A 20,152-nucleotide genomic window follows, 5' to 3' on the forward strand; every position below is an offset into this window, starting at 1 on the left:
CCAAACGATCAAAAAATAGATCGACGGCATTCGGGAGGAAACCATGCGCTTCGGTTACAAGGCGTCGGCCGAGCAATTCGGCCCCAATGACCTGCTGCGCTTTGTGGTCGAGGCAGAACAGGCCGGCTTCGATTCGGCCTTCGTCTCCGACCATTTCCAGCCCTGGAAACATACCGATGGCCATGCTCCCTTCGCGCCCGGCTGGATGTCTGCGGTCTTGGCGCGCACCGAAAAGATCGTGCTGGGCACCTCGGTGCTGACCCCGACATTTCGCCTGCATCCCACCGTCGTCGCCCATGCCTTCGGCACGATGGGCGCCATGTTTCCAGGCCGCGTCATCCTCGGCGTCGGCACCGGCGAGGGACTGAACGAAGTTCCCGCCACCGGCATGGAATGGCCAGAGCTCAAGGAACGTTCGGCCCGGCTGCGCGAAGCCATCAAGCTGATCCGCCAGCTCTGGACCGAGGATCGCGTGTCCTTCGAGGGGCAATATTACAAGACCGTCAACGCCACCATCTATGACAAGCCCGACCAGCCGGTGCCGATCTATATTGCCGCCGGCGGTCCGCTCAATGCCAAATATGCCGGCCGCGCCGGCGACGGTTTCATCTGCACCTCCGGCAAGGGCGCCGAACTCTATGTCGATCAATTGCTGCCCAATGTCGAAGCCGGCCGCGCCGAAAGCGACCGTTCGGGTCAGGCTTTCGAGCGCATGATCGAGGTCAAGGTATCGTTCGATCCCGATGGCGACCGCGCACTGGAAGATTGCCGCAATTGGGCCGCCCTCTCGCTTTCCGCCGAGGAAAAGCACTCGGTGCAGGATGCCGAGGAAATGGAACGGCTCGCTGCCGCCCTCCCCATCGAGCGGGTGGCGAAGCGCTGGATCGTCTCGTCCGACCCCGACGAGCATGTCGCGGCCATCAAGACCTATATCGATTATGGCTTCGACCATCTGGTGTTCCACGCACCGGGCACCGACCAGAGCCGGTTCATCGACCTTTACGCCCGGGACATCCTGCCAAGGCTGCGCCAAATGGTCGGCAAAAATGCCTAGCGCCCCGCGATTGTCCGTCTGGGGCATGACCGGACTGCCCGAAATAAGGCCGGGCGATGATCTGGTGGCCCTGATCGCCGCTGCATCCGGTCGCCAGTCGGAGGCAGAGCACGATCTCGCCCTGCAAGCGGGAGACATCGTCGTCGTCACCTCCAAAATCGTCTCCAAATCCGAAGGCATGCAGGTGCCAGCCTCCGAGCGCGAACAGGCCATCGCCGCCGACACGGTGCGCGTTGTTGCCGAGCGGGTGCATCCCGGAGGCACTTTCCGCATTGTCGAAACCCGCCAGGGCCTGGTCATGGCTGCTGCCGGCATCGACATGTCCAACGTCCCCGAGGGCACCGCGCTGCGCCTGCCGGCCGACCCCGACGCGTCGGCCCGCGCCCTCTGCGCCGGGCTCCGTGAGGCACTCGGCGTCGAGATCGGCGTCATCATCACCGACACGATTGGCCGCGCCTGGCGCGTCGGCCAGACCGACATGGCCATCGGCGCCGCAGGCGTGCAATTGACCGACGATCTGCGTGGCGCCAATGACGCCAATGGCCGACCGCTTCACGTCACCCAGGCCGTGGTGGCCGACGAAATCGCCGGCGCCGCCGATCTGGTCAAGGGCAAGACCACTGGCATACCCGTGGCCGTGGTTCGCGGCCTTGCGCGTTTCGTGACCGATCTGGACACGCCCGGCGCCCGCAGCCTCACCCGCACCGGCGACGACGACATGTTCCGCTTCGGCTCCGCCGAAGCCTATCGCCTCGGCTATGAAGCGGCCCTGGCTGAAATCAACGCCAAAGCCAAGCAGCGTCAGGATTGATCCATGCGCATCCCTGCCCGCCTCCCCTCCGGCACTTTCTTCTCGCCAAAATCCGGCATGCGCGGCTATGGGGCTTTGGGATTCGCTGTCGCCACAATGCTTGTTCTCGCCCTGCCGGCGGAGGCTGCGACCACCTATCCCCTTGAGATCGACAATTGCGGCGTGACCGTCACCTTCGAGAAAGCGCCGGAGCGCGTGGTGACCATCAAGTCCACGGCAACGGAATTACTGCTCTCGCTTGGCCTTGCCGACAATGTTGTGGGCATCGGCTTTCAGGACGCCCCCCTGCCTGACAACCTGGCAACCGACCTGCCGGTGCTGGCCGAAAAGCTACCCAGCCAGGAAGTGGTACTCGAGGCTGAGCCCGATTTCATCTATGGCGGCTGGGAAAGCAATTTTTCCGCCGATGGCGCCGGAGAGCGACCCACGCTCGCCCAGCTTGGCGTCAATTCCTATGTCGCCCCCGCCGCCTGCCGATCCGTCGCCCCGCCCAAGCTGAGCTTCGACCACCTCTTCGCCGAGTTCGCGGAAATGGGTCTGATCTTCGACAGGAGCGAGGCCGCCGCCGACCTGATTGCCGCACAAAAAGCCATGCTCGCGGCACTAAATCCGGACACACGCGGGCTGACCGCGCTCTGGTATTCCTCGGGCACCAAGACGCCCTATGTCGGAGCGGGAAACAATGCCCCCGCCATGATCATGGAGGCACTCGGCCTCGCCAACATTTATGAAGATGTCGATGAAGGCTGGACCTCGGCCAGTTGGGAAGCCATCGTCGATGCCGATCCCGACGTGATCATCCTGGTCGATGCTGCGTGGAATTCCGCCGCGCAGAAGCAGAAATTGCTGGCGGAAAACCCGATCACCAGCAAGCTCGACGCCGTGATCCATCAACGATACCTGACCCTGCCCTTCCCCGCCGCCGAAGCGGGGGTGCGCAACGTTCCAGCAATCGTGGACATGGCGGGACAATTGGCGGATCTGAGCTTCGGGGAATAAGGCAATGCGCCATTGACCCGCCTCTCTCTGCCTCTGCTCATTATCCTCTTGATCCTCAGCGCCATAGCGGCGGTGACCTTCGGCCCGGCGGACATCACGCCTGGCGAAGTCTGGGCGGTGGTCATGCACCATCTGGGCGCGGTGGCTGACAGCCCCGTGTCCCGGCTGCGTGACGCCATTGTCTGGGAATTGCGCCTGCCCCGCGTCATCACCGCGCTTGGCGTCGGCGCCGGGTTGGCGCTCTGCGGCACGGTCATGCAGGCATTGACCCGCAATCCGCTGGCCGATCCCTACCTGCTCGGGCTCTCGTCGGGCGCGGCGCTTGGCGCCGTGCTCTTTCTTTTGGGTGGCTTTGCCCTGCTCATGCCGCTGGGCGCCTTCCTGGGAAGCTCCGGGGCCCTGGCGCTGGCTCTGCTGGTTGCCGGCCTGCTCGGTGGCGCCACGCCATCGCGCGCCATCCTCACCGGCATCTGCATTTCCGCCCTCGCCTCGGCCGCCACCTCCTTTCTCATCTTCTGGTCGGCGACGGGCGATTCCTACCGCGAAATCCTTTCCTGGCTATTGGGCTCGCTTTCCGGCTCCCTCTGGGCCGATGCCGGGCTCGTCTCCGCCGCGCTGATCGTGTGCACCCCCATCATCCTGGTTTCCGCCAGGGCGCTCGACGCCTTCGCCTTCGGCGACAATGCCGCCGCAGCGCTGGGCATTGATGTGAACCGGTTGCGCTGGACCCTCTTGGGCACGACCGCGCTGCTCACCGGCATCATGGTCGCCATCGGCGGAGCGATCGGCTTTGTAGGCCTGGTGGTCCCCCATGCCGTGCGGCTCGCCACCGGATCGCGCCATAGGGTGCTTCTGCCCCATGCCATGCTGGCCGGGGCCATTTTCATGCTCTGGACCGATACGGCGGCCCGCACCATGTTCGATCCGCGCGAATTGCCAGTGGGCATCATCACCGCCATGATCGGCGCACCGATCTTTCTGTTCGTCCTGCTGCGCTACCGGAGGATCACATGAGCCTTTCGGCGGAGAAGATTTCGGCCGCCAAGGGCGGCAAGCGCATTCTTTCCGATGTCAGCTTCACCGCGCCCCAATGGGCGATAACCGGCCTGATCGGTCCCAATGGTGCGGGCAAGTCCACCTTGCTCACCGCCCTGCTCGGGCTGACGCCGGCAACGGGAAGGGTCACGTTCGACGGTGAGGATCTATTGGCCATGCAACGGCGCGACCGCGCCCGCCTCACCGCCTTTGTGGAGCAATCGGCGACGACGGAAGAACGGATGAGTGTCACGGACGTCGTGGCCTTGGGGCGTATTCCGTTCCAGTCGGCCCTGGCCGCCGGCAGCACCCAAGACGACGACGCGCTCATCGCCGCCTGCCTCGCCGAAACCCGCATGTCCGCCTTTGCCACCCGCCGCTTCGACACTTTATCGGGAGGCGAACAACAGCGCGTCCACATCGCCCGGGCGCTGGCCCAGCAGCCGCGCCTCATGCTGCTCGATGAACCGACCAGCCATCTCGACATCAGCGCCCAGTTGCAGATGCTCGCCGTGTTGCGCCGCAAGGCCGATGCTGGCACGACTGTACTCATTGCCCTGCACGATCTCAATCTCGCATCCCGCTATTGCGACCATCTCGTCGTGCTTGACAAAGGGTCAGTCGTCGCTGCGGGTCCTCCCGCAACGATCATAACGCCAGCCCTGCTCCGCTCCGTCTATGGCGTCAGTGCGCGCCTTCTTTCCGATCCGGCTTCGGACCGGCCCCTCATTGTCTTCGGCGAAGCCGACCTCTCCATTTCTCCGCATAATCCCGATTGACAATCTCGCCCGGCCCGCCCAAAAATTTGATCGACTGGTCAAATTTCAACAGCATGGACCGGCGATGCGGAAACTGGTTTTCCGCCGAGGCCGTGCTCAGCCCAATGCAAGGGAGCGCAAGGTAACATGGAATTCGGGATCACCTTCAAGGGCTTTGTCGAGGCCGAGCGAGCCCGCTATCTGGTGCGTGCCGCCGAATATGCCGGCTTTTCCTATTGCTGGTTCTATGACAGCCACATTCTCTGGCGCGATTGCTACGCCGCCATCGCCATGTGCATGGAACATACCACCGACATGCGCTTCGGCCCGCTGGTGACCAATCCCGACGTGCGCGACTGGTCGGTCGCCGCCTCGATTTTCGGCTCGCTCTCCAAGCAATCGGGCGGCCGCTTCGACCTGGCCGTTGGCCGGGGCGACAGTTCCATGCGCGTCATGGGCAAGAAGCCGGCGCCGCTCAAGCGGGTGGCCGAATTCATCGACAAGACCAAGGCCATGGTGCGCGGCGAAGAAGTGTCCTATGGCGACATCCCGGCTTCGGTGAAATTCCCCTGGGCCGTCGGCCACGAAATGCCCAGCTGGATCGCCGCCTATGGTCCGCTGGCGCTGAAAACCGCCGGCGAAAGCGCCGATGGCGTGGTGTTGCAGATCGCCGATCCGGGCCTGTGCAAATGGTTCACCGACCAGTGCATCGACGCCGGCAAGGCGGTCGGCAAGGACATGTCGAACTATCGCTCCATGGCCGCAGCGCCCGCCTATTTCGGCGACAAGAAGCGCGCCACCGAGCACGTGAAATGGTTTCCCGCCATGGTGGGCAATCATGTGGCCGACATCGTCGAGAAATATGGCGCCGACAGCGACAAGGTGCCCGCCAGCCTTACCTCCTATATCGAGAAGCGCCGGGGCTACGATTATTCCAAGCACGGCCAGGCCGATAATCCCTATCTCGACTTCATCTCCGACGACGTGGTGGAAAGCTTCTGCGTATTGGGCGAACCTGAAGACCACATCGCCAAGATCCGCGAGCTGGAAAAAGCCGGCGTCACCCAGTTCAACATCTATCTCGATAGCGGCGACGAGGAAGAGATCATCGCGCGTTATGGCCGCGAGGTCATTCCCGCGTTTCAATAGTCCGAAGCGCCTGGCCTTCCAGGGCGCCGATGCGCTTGCTGGCGCTCGGCCAGGCGAGTTCCGTGGTGCGGGCAATCATGGCCTCTACCAGGGCCAGGACCGCGCCATTGGCGTCCCAGGTGCGCCCGGTTTCGGTCTGGCACGGCAGCACATGCCTGGCGTGCCGAGCCACCGGGCTCAGCCATTCATCGGTGATCAGCACGATATGGGCGCGCTTGCGGGCCAACTCGGCTGCGGTGAGGAGCAAGGCGTCGTCGTAGCGGCGCACGTCAAACAGGATCGCCAAATCACCCGGTCGCACATCGATCATCTGGTCGGCACGGGTCGCCATGCGGCCATCCAGCCGGCTGATGGCAGGCCGGACCAGCCGCAGATGCGCCTCGAGATAACCCGCTAGGTAATCGGTGAAACGCCCGCCAGCGAGATAGCAGTGCCCTTTGCCTTCCGCCAGTTTCTGGCAGACCGACTCAAATTCCCAATCGGGAATGAGATGCAATGTTGCACTGATGCGCTGGGCGGCCTGATTGAGAAAACCCGCGAGGAAACTGTCCTCCCCTTCCGGCACCGGCAGGAGCGCCGGACGTTCCAGCGGTGATTTCGAGCGCTCTTCGAGTTCCTCCCGCAAGGCGCGCTGAAAGTCGGGATAGGATTTGAACCCGAGCTGCGCCACGAAACGCACCACCGTCGCCGCACTGACGTCCGCGCCCGATGCGAATTCGGCCACCGGAGCCAACCCCAGCAGCGGATAATTACCCAACAGTCCGCGCGCGACCTTGCGCCCGGCGCCGGTCAGTTCGCCATGCAGGTCGTGAATGCGCGACGCAACGGTTTTTCCTTCCATTCGTCATTGAACCTCACATTTCAGCATTGACAGTTTTTGCATTTGTGGAACTACTGTTACAGAAATTAATCGCTCAGGCGTAGAGGGATAATGAGCGGCAATTCGGAAAAGGCAGCTCTGATCAGCAATGCACGGGGTCTATCGCCCTTCGTGCTGGTCTGCGATCACGCCTCCCGCCATATCCCCGAAAAATACGGTGACATGGGGCTGAGCGAAGCGGAGCGCCAAAGTCATATTGCCTGGGATCCCGGCGCGCTGGCCGTCAGCCGCGCATTGTCCAGCCTGCTCGACGCACCGCTGGTGGAATCGCGGATTTCCCGGCTGGTGATCGATGCCAATCGCGACCTCGACGCGCCGGACCTGATCTGGACGCTTTCGGAAGCCACCAGCATCGAGGCCAACAAGAACCTGCCGGCCGAAGAGCGGCAATTCCGCATCGAGCGCTATCACCGGCCCTATCACGACGCTATCGAAACAGTGTTGGGCGAGCGTCAGGCCGCCAGCCGCGAAACCATTCTGGTCTGCGTCCATTCCTTCACTCCGGTATTTCTCGGCAAGGCCCGTCCCTGGCCGATCGGGGTCATCCACGGCAAGGACGAGACGTTCACAAGGGCTCTGCGCGCGGCATTGGCCGCAGACGATCCCACGCTCAATATCGGCTGGAACGAGCCCTATGCCGCGCTCAACGGCGTGACGCTGACACTGGAAAAACACGGCGACGGCAGGGGACTTGCCGCCACCATGATTGAAATCCGCAATGATGAGATCGATGCGCCTCATGGAGTGGCGATGTGGGCCGGACGGCTTGCCCGCTGCCTCGAGGACGCCCGGCAGGCGATAGGGCAAGGATAGCAGGGCCATGTATACCAGCCTTCGACGAGGACAATGCCGATGCCGACTCTGATCAGGCTTTATGTCCATTACGTCGATCTGGTGAACCGCAAGATCGGCCGCGTCGCCATGTATCTGCTGTTCGTCATGGGCGGCATACAAATCTATTCGACATTCTCGCGCCTCATCACCGGCATGCCGGTCAACTGGGCGCTGGAGATGACCCAGTTTCTGCTTGCGACCTATTTCCTGGTGGGCGCCGCCTATTCGATGCAAGAAGGCGCCCATGTGCGCATGGATCTCTTCTATGGCGCGCTCAAGCCGAAGCGGCAGGCATTCGTCGATGTGTTCACCATCATCTTCGTGATCTTCTACCTTGCGGTCATGGTGCGCGGCGGCTGGTCCAGTACCGAATATGCCATCACCTACAACCAGAAAAATTACTCGGCCTGGTCGCCGCCCATGTGGCCGGTGAAGTCGCTGATGACGCTCGGAATTATTCTCATGCTGCTGCAGGCCATTTCCAACCTGTTCAAGGACATCGCCACGGCGATCGGGAAGCCGCTGACATGAGCCCGGAACTCATTACCATCTTCATGTTCGCCACCATGCTGGTGCTGATGGCCACCGGCCAGCGGGTCTTCGGCGTCATCGGCTTTGTCGGGTCGGCAGCGGCGCTCTGGCTCTGGGGCAATGGCGCGGCCGAAATGCCCTTCAATGCCGCCATCCAGGTGATGAACTGGTTCCCGCTGATCACCGTGCCCTTCTTCGTCTTCATGGGCTACATGCTCTCGGAAACTGGCATCGCCTCGAACCTTTACCGCATGTTCCATGTCTGGTTCGGCCCCATGCGCGGCGGCCTTGCCATCGGCACGGTCGGCCTCATGGTGCTGATTTCCTGCATGAACGGCCTCTCGGTCGCCGGCATGGCCATCGGCGCCACCGTCGCGCTGCCCGAATTGCTGCGGCGCGGCTATGACAAGATCATGGTCACCGGCGTCATCCAGGCCGGCTCTTCGCTGGGCATCCTCATTCCCCCGAGCGTGGTACTCGTGCTCTATGCCATGATCGCCCGCCAGCCGGTGCTGCAACTCTGGCTTGCCGGCATCATTCCCGGCCTGATGATGGCGGCGCTGTTTGCCCTCTACATCTATATCCGCTGCCGCATTCAGCCCGAACTCGCTCCGGCCCTGCCGGAAGAAGAACGTCGGGCGCTCTCGACGCGCGAAAAACTGGTGCTCCTGCGCGAGGGCCTGCTGCCCCTCGGCATTTTCGGTCTGATGATGGGGCTTTTCCTCACCGGCGTGACCAGCCTCGTTGAGAGTTCGGTCGTCGGCGCGCTGCTCGCCACCTTGGCCGCCATCGTTACTCGGCGGCTCAGCTGGAAAATCCTCGAAGCGGCCACGCGGAACACCTTGATGGTGTCGTGCATGTTCCTCTGGATCATCATGGCAGCGCTGTGCTTCTCGTCCGTCTATGACGGCTTGGGCGCCATCAAGGCTATCAGCAATCTGCTGCTCAATACCTGGGAACTCGACCCTTGGGGCATCATGATCGTCATGCTGCTGAGCTTTATCGTGCTGGGCATTTTCCTCGACGACACCGCCATGCTGGTCATCGTCGCGCCACTCTATATCCCGCTGGTGATCCAACTGGGCTTCAACCCGATCTGGTTCGGCATTCTCTACACCATCACCTGTCAGATCGCCTACATAACCCCGCCCTTCGGCTACAATCTCTTCCTCATGCGGGCCATGGCCCCGCCCGAGATCGGCCTAGTCGATATTTACCGCTCCATCTGGCCCTTCATGCTGCTGATGGTGCTGTCCATGATCATCATCATGATCTTCCCCGAAATCGCCCTCTGGCTGCCTCGCGTAGTGACGGGCCGCTGAGACAGCAAACAGCAAAGGAAACGATCGGACCGATTGCATGTGGGTTCAAACGCCGGGGCGAAAGCGCGGGAGCAAAGAATAAAAGCGCCGTCCCATCCATTTCATTGAACAAGGGAACGACTGAAATGAGCGAGAATACCAAGATCAACAAACGCGAATTCTTCAAGCGCGCCGGCCTTGCCACCGCCGGCGCAGTGGGTGCGACCGGCCTGGCCATGCCGCATGTCAAAGCCCAGGCCCCCATTCGCTGGCGCCTGCAGACCTATGCCGGCCCCGCTTTGGCAGAGCATGTGGTGGCCAATGCCGTCGAATGGTTCAACACCGCCGCCAACGGCGAAATGGAGATCGAACTCTACACCGCCGACCAATTGGTGCCGCATGGCGAATTGTTCCGCGCGGTGCAGCAGGGCACGATCGACGCCGCCCAGAGCGACGACGATTCCGCCGCCGCACCGGTCGATGTGAAAGTGTTCGGCGCATATTTCCCACTCGCTTCGCGCTATTCGCTCGACGTGCCCGCGCTCTGGCACTGGCGCGGCCTCAAGGAAATCTGGCAAGAGGCCTATGCCGAAATCCCCGATGTCACCTGGCTGTCCACCGGCGCCTGGGATCCGTGCAATTTCGGCACCACCAAGCCGATCAACTCGCTCGCTGATCTGCGCGGGCTGCGCATCTATACTTTCCCCACGGCGGGCCAGTTCCTCGGTCGCTACGGCGTGATTCCGGTTTCGCTGCCCTATGAAGATGTCGAGCCGGCGCTTCAGACCGGCGAACTCGATGGCATCTGCTGGTGCGGCACCACCGAGCTGCACACCGTCGGCTGGGCCAATGTGCTGAAATATTATCTGACCAATCCGCTCTCGGGCGCCTGGGCCGGTTCCTATTTCGTCAATACCAATCGCTGGAACGAGGTGCCGCCGCATCTTCAGCAGCTTTACCGGCTGATGATCGATTCCTCGCACTATTACCGCCAGCATTGGTACTGGGCCGGCGAAGCCAATTACCGCCTCAATGGCAACCTGCAATTGACCACCATCCCGCCCGCGGAGTGGAAGCAGGTGGAAGCGGACGCGGTGACCTTCTGGGACGAAATCGCCTCCCAGTCCGAACGCAGCGCCCGCGTGGTCGAGATCATCAAGAAATACAACCAGGACATGGAAGCGGCCGGGGCACCCTACCGCTACTAAAAAACCTCTCCCAGCCTGCCGGTCGCGTGCGCGCGGCCGGTTCCTACTGAACAGCCTGACCTTTGGAGATTTCGATGGCTGCCTATTCGCTTGAGCACCTGCGCGAGGACGTTGGGGCCGGCCGTATCGACACCGTATTGGTGGCCTTTCCCGACATGCAGGGGCGCCTGATCGGCAAGCGCTTTCATGCCGAGTTTTTTCTCGAAGGCGGCTTGGACGAAACCCATGGCTGCGACTATCTGCTTGCCGACGACATCGACATGGAGCCGGTCCCCGGCTATCAGGCGGCCAATTGGGGCAAGGGCTATGGCGATTTCGTCATCAAGCCCGATCTCGGCACGCTGATGAAATGCACCTGGCTCGAGGGCACAGCGCTGGTGCTGTGCGACGTCCTCGATCACCATCACGATCCGGTGCCGCACGCCCCGCGCAATGTGCTGAAGCGCCAGCTCGAGCGTCTCGCCGAAATGGGGCTGTCCGCCAATTTCGCCAGCGAACTCGAATTCTATCTCTTCGACGACAGCTTCCGGCAGGCCCATGAAAAAGGGTATCGGAACCTCGAGGCCGCCGGCTATTACATCGAGGATTACCACATCTTCCAGACCACCAAGGAAGAAAGTGTGATGCGCGCCCTGCGCAATCACCTCAACGCATCAGGCATTCCGGTCGAATGCTCCAAGGGCGAATGGGGTCCGGGCCAGGAAGAGATCAATGTGCGCTATGCCGAGGCCCTGAAAATGGCCGACCGGCACGTGATCATCAAGAACGCCACCAAGGAAATCGCCTTTGCTGAGGGCAAGTCGGTCACCTTCATGTCGAAATGGGCCTACGATCTGGCCGGCTCATCCAGCCATGTCCATATGTCGCTGGCCCGGTACGGCAGGAACCAGTTTGTCGGCGACACGGACGAATTGGGCATGTCCGACCTAATGAAGCATTTCATGGCCGGCCTGCTCACCTATGCCGGCGACATCACCTATTTCCTCGCGCCCTATATCAATTCCTACAAGCGCTTCCAGGCCGGCACTTTCGCACCGACCAAGGCGATCTGGAGCCGCGACAACCGCACGGCCGGTTTCCGCCTCTGCGGCGAAAATACCAAGGGCATCCGCGTCGAATGCCGGATTGGGGGGGCCGACCTCAATCCCTATCTGGCTTTCGCTGCCCTCTTGGCGGCGGGCCTCAAGGGCATCGAGGACAAGCTTGTGCTCGAACCCGTTTTCTCCGGCGACGCCTATTCCGGCGAGACGCTGCGCGAGGTCCACAAGACGTTGCGCGACGCCATCACCGCGCTGCGAAAATCCACGATGCTGGCAGAGGCCATGGGGGGCGATGTCGTCGCCCACTACGTACATACCGCCGAATGGGAACAGCTCGAATATGACCGCCGTGTCACCGACTGGGAGCGCCTGCGTGGTTTTGAGCGGTACTAGGTAAGGCACCGAAATCCAGTGCCGTCATTGCCAGGCTTGTCCCGGCAATCCAGACAGAACCCTCCATGCACGCGGCAGCATGGATTGCCCGGACAAGCCGGGCAATGACGATGGCTTGAATATCGAGGATCACATGACCGACACGGTCAACATCATTTCTCCCATTGACGCCAGCACCTATGCCAGCCGCAAGCTGGCCAGTGGTGAGGAGATCGCCTCGGCCACCGTCAGGGCCCGCGCAGCGCAGCGCGACTGGCGCAATGTGCCCGTGGCGGATCGCGTCCGTATCGTTGGCCGCATGGTCGATGAACTTCTCGCCATGAATGACGATATCGTGCCGGAACTGGCCTGGCAGATGGGACGCCCCATCCGCTTCGGCGGCGAAAAGCGCGGTGTCGAGGAACGCAGCCGTCACATGCTCACCATCGCCGCCGAGGCGTTGGCCCCGATGCAGCGGCCCGACAAAGCGGGCTTTACCCGCAGCATCATTCGCGAGCCGCTGGGCCTCGTTCTCGTCGTCGCGCCGTGGAACTATCCCTTCCTCACCGCCGCCAATTCCATCATTCCCGGCCTCGTCGCCGGCAATGCGGTGCTGCTCAAACATGCCAGCCAGACCTTGCTGGCGGGGGAGCGCTTCGCCGAAGCCGCGAAGCGTGCCGGCCTGCCCGCCGGGCTGTTCCAGAACCTCGTCACGGGCCATGCCGATACCGAAAAACTGATCGGCTCGGGCCAGATCGACCATATCAACTTCACCGGCTCCGTAGAGGGCGGGCGCCGCATCGAAATAGCCGCCGCTGGCACCTTTGCCAGTCTTGGCCTTGAACTGGGCGGCAAGGACCCTGCCTATGTGCGCGCCGATGCCGATCTCGACAATGCCGCCGAAAATCTCGCCGATGGCAGCTTCTTCAATTCCGGACAATCCTGCTGCGGTGTCGAGCGCATCTATGTGCACGAAAGCGCCTATGACGACTTTGTCGAGCGCTTCATCGCCCATGCCAAAACTTGGACGCTGGGCGATCCGCGCGATCCCGAAACCATTGTCGGCCCAATGGCGCGCGGCAACTTCGCCGATCATGTGCGTCAGCAAACCGCAGAGGCAGTTCGCGCCGGGGCACAGCGCCATCTCAACGGTAGCCATGCCAAGGACGTCGCCGGCTCCCCATGGCTCGCGCCCGAAGTGCTGACTGGCGTCAACCACCAGATGAGCGTCATGCGCGAGGAAAGCTTCGGCCCCGTGGTCGGCATCATGAAAGTGGCCGACGATACCGAAGCCATCACCTTAATGAATGACAGTCCCTATGGCCTGACCGCCTCGATCTGGACCGCCGATCTGGACCAGGCCGCACGCATCGGCGCCGAAGTCGAAACCGGCACGATTTTCGCCAATCGCTGCGATTATCTCGATCCCGCCCTCGTCTGGACCGGGGTCAAGGATACTGGCAAGGGCGGAGCGCTCAGCGAGATCGGCTATCACAACCTGACGCAGCCCAAGAGCTTTCATTTGAAGCATCTCTAGGCACAAAAACCTGAGCACACGCGATCGTCACCCCGGCGAAGGCCGGGGCCCATCCTGAAATCGCGAGATGGATCCCGGCCTTCGTCAGGATGACATCCAGCGGGTGGGGTAAATTGAAGGACTAAACCGCCATGAGCAAAGCCAATTGGAATTATCCCACCGCCGTCAAATTCGGTCCCGGCCGTATCGCCGAACTGCCCGATACCCTCAAATCGGCGGGTATTACCAAGCCCCTGCTGGTCACCGATGCCGGCCTCGCCGCCCTGCCGGTGACACAGAATACGCTTGCCCTGTTGCGCGATGCGGGGATCGAGGCTGGTCTCTTCGCCGAGGTGAAACCCAATCCCATCTCCGCCAATGTCGAAGCCGGCATCAAAGTGCTGCGCGAGGGCGGTTATGATGGGGTGATTGCCTTTGGCGGCGGCTCGGGCCTCGATACGGCCAAGGTTATCGCCTTTATGGCCGGGCAGACGCGGCCGATGTGGGATTTCGAGGATATTGGCGATTGGTGGACCCGTGCCGATCCAAAGGGCATCCTGCCGATCATCGCTGTGCCGACCACGGCCGGAACGGGCTCGGAGGTGGGCCGCGCCGGCGTCATCACCGACGAGACGTCCCATACCAAGAAGGTGATCTTCCATCCCCTGATGATGCCGAAAGTGGTCATCGCCGATCCCGAACTGACGATTGGCATGCCGCGCTTCATTACTATCGGCACCGGCATGGACGCGCTGGCCCATTGCCTCGAAGCCTATTGCGCTCCCGGCTACCATCCCATGGCCGACGGCATCGCCGTCGAAGGCATCAGGCTCGTCTTCGAAAACCTGCCCAAGGTCGCCGCCGACCCCAGCAACATCGAGGCGCGCGGCCATATGATGAGCGCCGCCGCCATGGGCGCGACCGCCTTCCAGAAAGGGCTTGGCGCCATCCACGCCCTCAGTCACCCGGTCGGCGCGCTCTATGACACCCATCACGGGATGACCAATGCGGTCTTCATGCCCTATGTGCTGGTGGTCAATCGTCCCGCCATCGAGGAGCGCATCCAGCGCCTTGCCGCCTATATTGGCCTCAAGCCCAGCTTCGACGCCTTTCTCGAAAAGGTGGTCAAACTGCGCGCCGATCTCGGCGTGCCGCACAATCTCAAGGATTTCGGCGTTGATGACACCCGACGTGACCTGATCGGCGACAAGGCTATCGTCGATCCCACCGCCGGCGGCAATCCGCTCGAATTGACCCGGGAGCGAGCGCTGGAAATGTTCGACCGAGCCATGACGGGGCGGCTATAGCCGCCCCCTATCTTTGGGCGCAGGTCAGCGGAAAAACCGGCCGATCTCGGCGAAGAGCCGCAGGTCTTCCAGTGAATCTTCGAGGCTTGTTTTGACCGGCTGGCCCTCGGCAATGCTGCCGTAAAAGGCGGAAAGTTCGACGCGGAACGGATCTTCATAGACCGGCCCGATCACTTCCGTCCCCGTATCGGTGTCGGTGGAGGTGGTGATTTCCAGCCGCGTCGGCAGGTTGCGGATATAGGGCGTGTCATAATTCATCTTGAAATGCTGCGTCTGGGTCAGCACTTCGATACCAGCATCAAACCGGGACACATCATCGATCACTGCCTCATAGAGCGCGGTGAAATGCCCGTAGTCAAAAAGGGCAATGACCGTTTCGCCCTTGTGCTGAGCTGCATAGCGCACCCCCCTGGGCGTGCCGAGCAGATCGCGCATGGCCGAGATGCTGTGCGAACTGAGGCCTGTCAGCACCTGATAGGCGCGCAGGGCATCGGGCGGGCAATCCTCGCCCATCACCGAACGTTGCATGGCCAGGGTGCGGGCGCGACCATCGGCGATCAATTCGGCGGGGATATCGCTGGGCTTGAACACGTTGCGCGTCTGCGCCACGAAGAACGGCGCCTCGCGGATGATGTCGCGCACCCGCACATGGCGGATAATGTCGAGCGCCGGCAGACGCTTCTTGAGTTCGAGAAAAGGCCGCGAGAAGCGCCGCATATAGCCCACAAAGACCACCTGCCCTTCCCGACGCGGCAGGGCGAGCAGCGGCTCAAGCTGGGCTGTGGTGAGGCAGACGGGCTTTTCGATGAAGACATGCTTGCCCGAACGGATGGCCTTTTCCAGCAGGTCCGCATGGAGGTGATCCGGGGTCAGGATGAACACCGCGTCCAGGTTGGGGTCGGCGATCAGCGCTTCGGCACCGCCATGCCGCACCGGCACACCATAGCGTTTGGCGACATGATCCATGAGACTGGGCGACACATCGGCAATGGCGGCAATGGCGAAGCGCGCATCGTCGGCCAATAGCGGCAGATGCATGAGCTGGGCGACTTCGCCGAGGCCGATCAGGCCGACCTTGAGAGGCATGGTCACGACTTAATTCCGTTCATATAGGCAAAATTTCGAGAAGCCAGTTGCAGCGGGGTCTCGGCGGCATCTGCGGCGACGTCCTGTTCGACCACGATGGGGCCGGCAAAACCGCGATCGGCCAGAAGCTGCATGACCGCCTGAATATCGACCGCGCCATCGGGTAGCGGGCACATGATGCCGGCGCCATAGGAGGCGGCGATGGAGATTTCGCCCGCCAACACCCGCGCCCGTACTGCCGGATCGACATTCTTGAGGTGCATGTAGGCGATGCGGGAGAAAACCTTTGCCATATAGGCCAGCGGATCTTGATCCCAGAAGGCGTGGTGGCCGGTATCGAAGCAAAGGTCTATCTCGGTTTCGGCCAGCAGCCGGTCGATCTGGATCTCTTTTTCTATCGCCGTGCCCACATGGGGGTGAAAACTGAGCTTGAGGCCATATTCGCCTTCGACCAGCTTCTGCGCGTCGCGCACCATGGAAACGAGACCCGTCCAACCGGCTGCGTCAAGGACGCCTTCCTGCCCCTTGGGATAGACATTGCTCTCATCCATGATGACGAGATGGTTCGCTCCCAGCGAGACTAGGAGGCTGGACAGCTCGCGCAGGGTCACGAGAAAAGCGGAAGCGGAGGCACCATCGCTCAATGTGTGCACATGGGTGGCGCCGATCAGGGTCAGGTTACGGCGCGCCAGTTCATCGCTGAGCCGGGCTGCATCCTTGGGCAGGAAACCGAACGGACCCAATTCGGTGCCGCGATAGCCCGCCGCGGACACTTCATCGAGATATTGAGACCAGCTATAGCGGTTGCCGGTCGGATAATTGATGCCCCAGGAACAGGGCGCATTGGCGATGAGCATGATCAGGCCTCACTATAAACAGGATTGCTCAGCGCCCGCCGAATGGGCTGGCTGCCGATATCGGCTTCGCGCAATTGCCAGGGCAGCTCCGCCCCCCCGAGCAGCGTGGCCAAGTCCGAAAGAATGCGGCTGCGGCTGGCGTCACCGGCAATGATTTCGGCGCGGACAAAGCCTTTCGGCACGACGGGAATGTCGGCGGCAAAGTTGTCACCATCTATGTCGAGGCGCGCGATCTCGCCGGTCGCGTCAACGAGGGCAAGCAGGTCGCCCCCAGCGCCACGCGCAATGACGGACACGGTGCGGATCGCGCCGGTGGTCGCGCCCATCACCGCACCATTGGCTCTGATTTCCAGATGCGGCCCGCTGGGGCTCTCGGTGATGTAGCCATGACCCGATTTCATCGCCGCCAGTACGGCGTCCTCGGACAGCTCCGGTAGGTAGAACACGCTGGTCGGCCGCGCCAGGACCAGCGGCCCCTCGGGCTGCAGCGTGGCGGGCTGGTGGAAATCCGAACCGCCAATGGCCGCGAGCTTCATGCCCGACGCCAGCCGCGACTGCCAGCGCTCCAACGCGATCCAGTTCCAGGCCAGCCAGGTGGATTGCCAGACCTCCTGGCAATCGGCGGCGGGGAAATCGTAATCCCAGGGAATGGTGGGCTTGTCGTGATTGATGGACAGGAGCCCGCCCCTGGCATGCACCATTTCAGCCAGCGTGTGCGCGTCCGAGGGCCGGGTCATGCGGAAATCGATCCACTGATCCACGCCATAGACATTGGCATGGCCTTCGGCGGTTGTGACCTCCATGGCCCGGATAAACACCAGGTCCGGCGAGGAATTGGGATGAAAATATCGCCGCTGGGTGATGGTATTGTGATCGGCAATGGCGAGGAAATCGAGCCCGGCCTGCCTTGCCGCTGCATGCAGCACTTCCGGCGCGCCACGTGCATCGGAATGAAAGGTGTGGCAATGCAGGTCGCCCCGATACCAGCCAGCTCCTCGGCGCACCGGAAAGGTGCGCTCAGGCTGGCTGGCAATGGCGCGTGGCGATGCGTCCAGCTCTATCGTGACGGTGACATCGGTACCAGATTCCGGGATTTTATAGAGCCCCAGAATGACATTCCAGGTGCCGGGCACAATGTCCCCATGGACATAGCCCGGCGTGGCATCGTCCGTGGCGATGAAATAGCTGTCCCGCGCGCCCCCGCTCCAGCCCCGGAAGCCATCCTGTGTCGGATACCCGGTGTCGCGTGGATCGAAGGCTCCCAGATCGATGACACAATCCTCGGCCTTGGCGTAGGCGAGGGTCACATCGATGCGGGTCGTGCCCGCAGGAACCTCATAGGGAACATAGAAATAGGGGTTTGCGGCTTGGTCGGCGCGAGCGATGTGGGTTTTGATGATGGTCATTTTTTCAGCATTCTGGCGCTTCGAGCTCTCCCCCAAGGGGAGAGAAAAAGGCGATAGCTATTCCCCCAGGGCCGGAATACGCAGGCCCTTGCTGTCGAACAGATGCACGTGTTCGGCCGTAAAGCTCAGCGTCACCGCCTCGTCCAGTTCGAGGTGATCATCGGTGAAGATACGGGCGGTGACGCGCGCACCCTCGCCGCGATCCACGGTGACAAGGCTTTCGGGGCCCATATTTTCATTGGCAAAGAGCGGCGCCGAGATGGTGTTGGCAGCGCCGGGCTTGGCAATGTCGAGATGTTCGGGGCGCACGCCCAGCGTGAGATTGCCTCCAGCCGACAGCGCCTTGCCGATAGCGTCGCTCATCTCCAGGCCGGCAATGACCAGACCCTCGGCCTTGAGCAGCAGCTTGCCATCGCCCTGGCTGGCTTCGACTTCGACCAGGTTCATCGGCGGATTGCCGACAAAATTGGCGACAAACGTAGTGGCGGGGCGGCGATAGATCTCGATGGGCGAGGCATATTGCACGATCCGGCCCTGATCCATCACGGCGATGCGCGTGGCCAGGGCCATGGCTTCGGCCTGGTCATGGGTGACGTAAACGGCGGTCATGCCCATGTCACGCTGCAGGTGATTGAGAAAGCCGCGCGCTTCCAGACGCAGCTTGGCATCGAGATTGGAGAGCGGCTCGTCGAAAAGATAGGTGCGTGCCGGGTAGACTAGCGCGCGCGCCAGCGAGGTGCGCTGCTGCTGCCCGCCGGAAATCTGGCTCGGCAGCCGGTCCATGAGGTGACCGATCTTGAGCACATCGGCCACCTCCTTTGCGCGGCCGTGGCGCTTCTCGACCGCCTCGCCGCGCACCTTGAGCGGATAGGCGATATTGTCGGCCAGGTTCATATGCGGATAAAGCGCATAATCCTGGAACACCATGGCGATGTTGCGGTCCTTGGGGTGGAGATGGGTGACATCTTCGCCGCCGATCAGAATCTGTCCGGAAGTTGGCGTTTCCAGACCCGCGATCATTCGTAGCGAAGTGGTCTTGCCGCAGCCGGAGGGGCCGAGCAGGCAGATAAATTCCCCGTCGCCGATGTCGAAGCTGACATCGGATACCGCCGTAAACTCGCCGAAGCTCTTGGTGACGTTCCTGAATTCAACAGATGCCATGAGATTTTACGCCTTGATGCCGCCGAAGAACCGGAAGCCGAACTTCCAGCTGACGAAGAGATAAAGTGCCACGACGGGCAGCGAATAGATGAGGGAATAGGCCGCCAGCAGCGTTACCACCGGGGTGCCGGCTTCCGAATAGAAGGAATAGATGGCCACGGCTGCCGGCATGTTCGCCGAACTGCGCAGCAGGATGAAGGGGATGAGGAAGCTGCCCCAGATATTGACGAAGCTCCACACCACGATGACCACGATGCCGGGCCGGATCACTGGCAGGGCCACGTCGAAGAAGGCCTGCACCGGTGACGCCCCGGCCACCATGGCGCTTTCCTCGTAGGATTTGGGAATGCCGTCGATGAAGTCGCGCAGGATGAACATGGCGGTGGGCAGAAGCCCGCCGGCAAAGGTCAGGATCACCGCAAGATGGGTATCCATCAGCCCGGCTGCCGAAATGATGAGAAAGATAGGCACCATGGCCGCCGAGCCAGAAACGACCGAGGAAAAGAGCAGAAGGATATAGGTTACCGCGCCCTTGCCGGGAATGGACGAGCGCGACAGCGCATAGGCCGCGAGCGTCGCCGCGCCTGCCACCAGCACCACGCCGCCAGCCGCCTGGATGAAGCTGTTCCACAGCGCCTGCATCGCAAAGGAATTGCCGAACACGGTGGCAAAATTGGACAAAGTCCACGGCTCGGGCAGCGCCAGGCCCAGTTCGGCCCGCGCGTTGAACGGGGCGAAGATGAACCAGAGCAGCGGCAGCGCGAAAATGATGCCGATAATGGTGGCCAGGGCCGAAAAGGCGATGCGGCCAAAAAGAGCGGGAAAGGTCAGCTTCATGGCTTTGTCC

19 protein-coding genes are annotated in these 20,152 nt (G+C 62.1%); 13 read left to right on the forward strand and 6 right to left on the reverse strand.

The features are described from left to right. The first annotated feature begins 43 nt into the window (after nt 1-43). The 6 genes from fgd to H0482_RS05665 all read left to right on the forward strand — a co-directional run bounded on the left by fgd (nt 44) and on the right by H0482_RS05665 (nt 5,806). Nucleotides 44-1,054 (forward strand): glucose-6-phosphate dehydrogenase (coenzyme-F420), encoded by a 1,011-nt coding sequence (gene fgd, locus H0482_RS05640; RefSeq protein ID WP_193729011.1) that lies wholly within the window; start codon nt 44-46, stop codon nt 1,052-1,054. Continuing rightward, nucleotides 1,047-1,865 carry a coenzyme F420-0:L-glutamate ligase gene (cofE, locus tag H0482_RS05645; RefSeq protein ID WP_193729012.1) on the forward strand — a complete coding sequence of 273 codons (819 nt, stop codon included), beginning with the start codon at nt 1,047-1,049 and terminating at the stop codon, nt 1,863-1,865. Before fgd ends, cofE begins: the two co-directional genes overlap by 8 nt. 3 nt (nt 1,866-1,868) lie before the next feature. After that, nucleotides 1,869-2,864: a putative F420-0 ABC transporter substrate-binding protein gene (locus H0482_RS05650; RefSeq protein WP_230989440.1), complete on the forward strand. Its 996-nt coding sequence runs from the start codon at nt 1,869-1,871 to the stop codon at nt 2,862-2,864. Between the two features lie 12 nt (nt 2,865-2,876). Continuing rightward, entirely contained in the window at nt 2,877-3,878 is a 1,002-nt protein-coding gene (locus H0482_RS05655; RefSeq protein ID WP_193729013.1) for a putative F420-0 ABC transporter permease subunit, read from the forward strand. Further along, nucleotides 3,875-4,678, forward strand: coding sequence for an ABC transporter ATP-binding protein (locus H0482_RS05660; RefSeq protein ID WP_193729014.1), 804 nt, complete (start codon nt 3,875-3,877; stop codon nt 4,676-4,678). Before H0482_RS05655 ends, H0482_RS05660 begins: the two co-directional genes overlap by 4 nt. Before the next feature lie 126 nt (nt 4,679-4,804). Next, nucleotides 4,805-5,806 carry a TIGR03842 family LLM class F420-dependent oxidoreductase gene (locus H0482_RS05665; RefSeq protein WP_193729015.1) on the forward strand — a complete coding sequence of 334 codons (1,002 nt, stop codon included), beginning with the start codon at nt 4,805-4,807 and terminating at the stop codon, nt 5,804-5,806. Here H0482_RS05665 and H0482_RS05670 read toward each other — a convergent pair. Then, the gene (locus tag H0482_RS05670; protein WP_193729016.1) at nt 5,787-6,647 is read right to left on the reverse strand and encodes a MurR/RpiR family transcriptional regulator; all 861 of its coding nucleotides are present in this window, start codon (nt 6,645-6,647) and stop codon (nt 5,787-5,789) included. The two genes, H0482_RS05665 and H0482_RS05670, sit on opposite strands and share 20 nt — an antisense overlap. Nucleotides 6,648-6,737: 90 nt before the next feature. Here H0482_RS05670 and H0482_RS05675 point away from each other — a divergent pair, with 90 nt between their 5' ends. The 7 genes from H0482_RS05675 (at nt 6,738) to H0482_RS05705 (ending at nt 14,795) form a co-directional block, all read left to right on the forward strand. Continuing rightward, nucleotides 6,738-7,499 (forward strand): N-formylglutamate amidohydrolase, encoded by a 762-nt coding sequence (locus tag H0482_RS05675; protein ID WP_193729017.1) that lies wholly within the window; start codon nt 6,738-6,740, stop codon nt 7,497-7,499. Between the two features lie 39 nt (nt 7,500-7,538). Then, on the forward strand, nt 7,539-8,051 hold the full coding sequence (locus H0482_RS05680; protein ID WP_193729018.1) for a TRAP transporter small permease subunit: 513 nt from the start codon (nt 7,539-7,541) through the stop codon (nt 8,049-8,051). After that, on the forward strand, nt 8,048-9,373 hold the full coding sequence (locus H0482_RS05685) for a TRAP transporter large permease (RefSeq protein ID WP_193729019.1): 1,326 nt from the start codon (nt 8,048-8,050) through the stop codon (nt 9,371-9,373). The genes H0482_RS05680 and H0482_RS05685 overlap by 4 nt, the downstream gene beginning before the upstream one ends. Nucleotides 9,374-9,498: 125 nt before the next feature. Further along, nucleotides 9,499-10,560, forward strand: coding sequence for a type 2 periplasmic-binding domain-containing protein (locus H0482_RS05690; protein WP_193729020.1), 1,062 nt, complete (start codon nt 9,499-9,501; stop codon nt 10,558-10,560). Nucleotides 10,561-10,634: 74 nt separating this feature from the next. Further along, nucleotides 10,635-11,993, forward strand: a complete 1,359-nt coding sequence (locus H0482_RS05695; protein WP_193729021.1) for a glutamine synthetase family protein — start codon at nt 10,635-10,637, stop codon at nt 11,991-11,993. Between the two features lie 133 nt (nt 11,994-12,126). Beyond that, nucleotides 12,127-13,509: an aldehyde dehydrogenase family protein gene (locus H0482_RS05700; protein ID WP_193729022.1), complete on the forward strand. Its 1,383-nt coding sequence runs from the start codon at nt 12,127-12,129 to the stop codon at nt 13,507-13,509. Nucleotides 13,510-13,640: 131 nt separating this feature from the next. After that, nucleotides 13,641-14,795: an iron-containing alcohol dehydrogenase gene (locus tag H0482_RS05705; protein WP_193729023.1), complete on the forward strand. Its 1,155-nt coding sequence runs from the start codon at nt 13,641-13,643 to the stop codon at nt 14,793-14,795. A gap of 24 nt (nt 14,796-14,819) precedes the next feature. Here the strand turns inward: H0482_RS05705 and H0482_RS05710 are convergent, their stop codons facing one another. The 5 genes from H0482_RS05710 to H0482_RS05730 are packed head-to-tail and all read right to left on the reverse strand — an operon-like array spanning nt 14,820 to nt 20,142. Beyond that, nucleotides 14,820-15,881, reverse strand: coding sequence for a Gfo/Idh/MocA family protein (locus H0482_RS05710; RefSeq protein ID WP_193729106.1), 1,062 nt, complete (start codon nt 15,879-15,881; stop codon nt 14,820-14,822). 2 nt (nt 15,882-15,883) lie between these two features. Further along, the gene (locus tag H0482_RS05715) at nt 15,884-16,738 is read right to left on the reverse strand and encodes a sugar phosphate isomerase/epimerase family protein (RefSeq protein WP_193729024.1); all 855 of its coding nucleotides are present in this window, start codon (nt 16,736-16,738) and stop codon (nt 15,884-15,886) included. 2 nt (nt 16,739-16,740) lie between these two features. Then, nucleotides 16,741-18,144 carry a CehA/McbA family metallohydrolase gene (locus H0482_RS05720; protein ID WP_193729025.1) on the reverse strand — a complete coding sequence of 468 codons (1,404 nt, stop codon included), beginning with the start codon at nt 18,142-18,144 and terminating at the stop codon, nt 16,741-16,743. Nucleotides 18,145-18,201: 57 nt separating this feature from the next. Continuing rightward, nucleotides 18,202-19,305, reverse strand: a complete 1,104-nt coding sequence (locus H0482_RS05725; protein ID WP_193729026.1) for an ABC transporter ATP-binding protein — start codon at nt 19,303-19,305, stop codon at nt 18,202-18,204. A 6-nt stretch (nt 19,306-19,311) separates the two neighbouring features. Beyond that, complete coding sequence (locus tag H0482_RS05730) at nt 19,312-20,142, reverse strand: carbohydrate ABC transporter permease (protein WP_193729027.1); 831 nt, start codon at nt 20,140-20,142, stop codon at nt 19,312-19,314. Between the last annotated feature and the right edge of the window lie 10 nt (nt 20,143-20,152).

The organism is Devosia faecipullorum, from assembly GCF_015158295.1.
GTDB classification, from domain to species: domain Bacteria; phylum Pseudomonadota; class Alphaproteobacteria; order Rhizobiales; family Devosiaceae; genus Devosia; species Devosia faecipullorum.

Coding starts and splice junctions, on each gene's coding strand:
- fgd (WP_193729011.1), top strand. CDS start 44: ATGCGCTTCGGTTACAAGGCGTCGGCCGAGCAATTCGGCCCCAATGAC.
- cofE (WP_193729012.1), top strand. CDS start 1,047: ATGCCTAGCGCCCCGCGATTGTCCGTCTGGGGCATGACCGGACTGCCC.
- H0482_RS05650 (WP_230989440.1), top strand. CDS start 1,869: ATGCGCATCCCTGCCCGCCTCCCCTCCGGCACTTTCTTCTCGCCAAAA.
- H0482_RS05660 (WP_193729014.1), top strand. CDS start 3,875: ATGAGCCTTTCGGCGGAGAAGATTTCGGCCGCCAAGGGCGGCAAGCGC.
- H0482_RS05665 (WP_193729015.1), top strand. CDS start 4,805: ATGGAATTCGGGATCACCTTCAAGGGCTTTGTCGAGGCCGAGCGAGCC.
- H0482_RS05670 (WP_193729016.1), bottom strand. CDS start 6,647: ATGGAAGGAAAAACCGTTGCGTCGCGCATTCACGACCTGCATGGCGAA.
- H0482_RS05675 (WP_193729017.1), top strand. CDS start 6,738: ATGAGCGGCAATTCGGAAAAGGCAGCTCTGATCAGCAATGCACGGGGT.
- H0482_RS05680 (WP_193729018.1), top strand. CDS start 7,539: ATGCCGACTCTGATCAGGCTTTATGTCCATTACGTCGATCTGGTGAAC.
- H0482_RS05685 (WP_193729019.1), top strand. CDS start 8,048: ATGAGCCCGGAACTCATTACCATCTTCATGTTCGCCACCATGCTGGTG.
- H0482_RS05690 (WP_193729020.1), top strand. CDS start 9,499: ATGAGCGAGAATACCAAGATCAACAAACGCGAATTCTTCAAGCGCGCC.
- H0482_RS05695 (WP_193729021.1), top strand. CDS start 10,635: ATGGCTGCCTATTCGCTTGAGCACCTGCGCGAGGACGTTGGGGCCGGC.
- H0482_RS05700 (WP_193729022.1), top strand. CDS start 12,127: ATGACCGACACGGTCAACATCATTTCTCCCATTGACGCCAGCACCTAT.
- H0482_RS05705 (WP_193729023.1), top strand. CDS start 13,641: ATGAGCAAAGCCAATTGGAATTATCCCACCGCCGTCAAATTCGGTCCC.
- H0482_RS05710 (WP_193729106.1), bottom strand. CDS start 15,881: ATGCCTCTCAAGGTCGGCCTGATCGGCCTCGGCGAAGTCGCCCAGCTC.
- H0482_RS05715 (WP_193729024.1), bottom strand. CDS start 16,738: ATGCTCATCGCCAATGCGCCCTGTTCCTGGGGCATCAATTATCCGACC.
- H0482_RS05720 (WP_193729025.1), bottom strand. CDS start 18,144: ATGACCATCATCAAAACCCACATCGCTCGCGCCGACCAAGCCGCAAAC.
- H0482_RS05725 (WP_193729026.1), bottom strand. CDS start 19,305: ATGGCATCTGTTGAATTCAGGAACGTCACCAAGAGCTTCGGCGAGTTT.
- H0482_RS05730 (WP_193729027.1), bottom strand. CDS start 20,142: ATGAAGCTGACCTTTCCCGCTCTTTTTGGCCGCATCGCCTTTTCGGCC.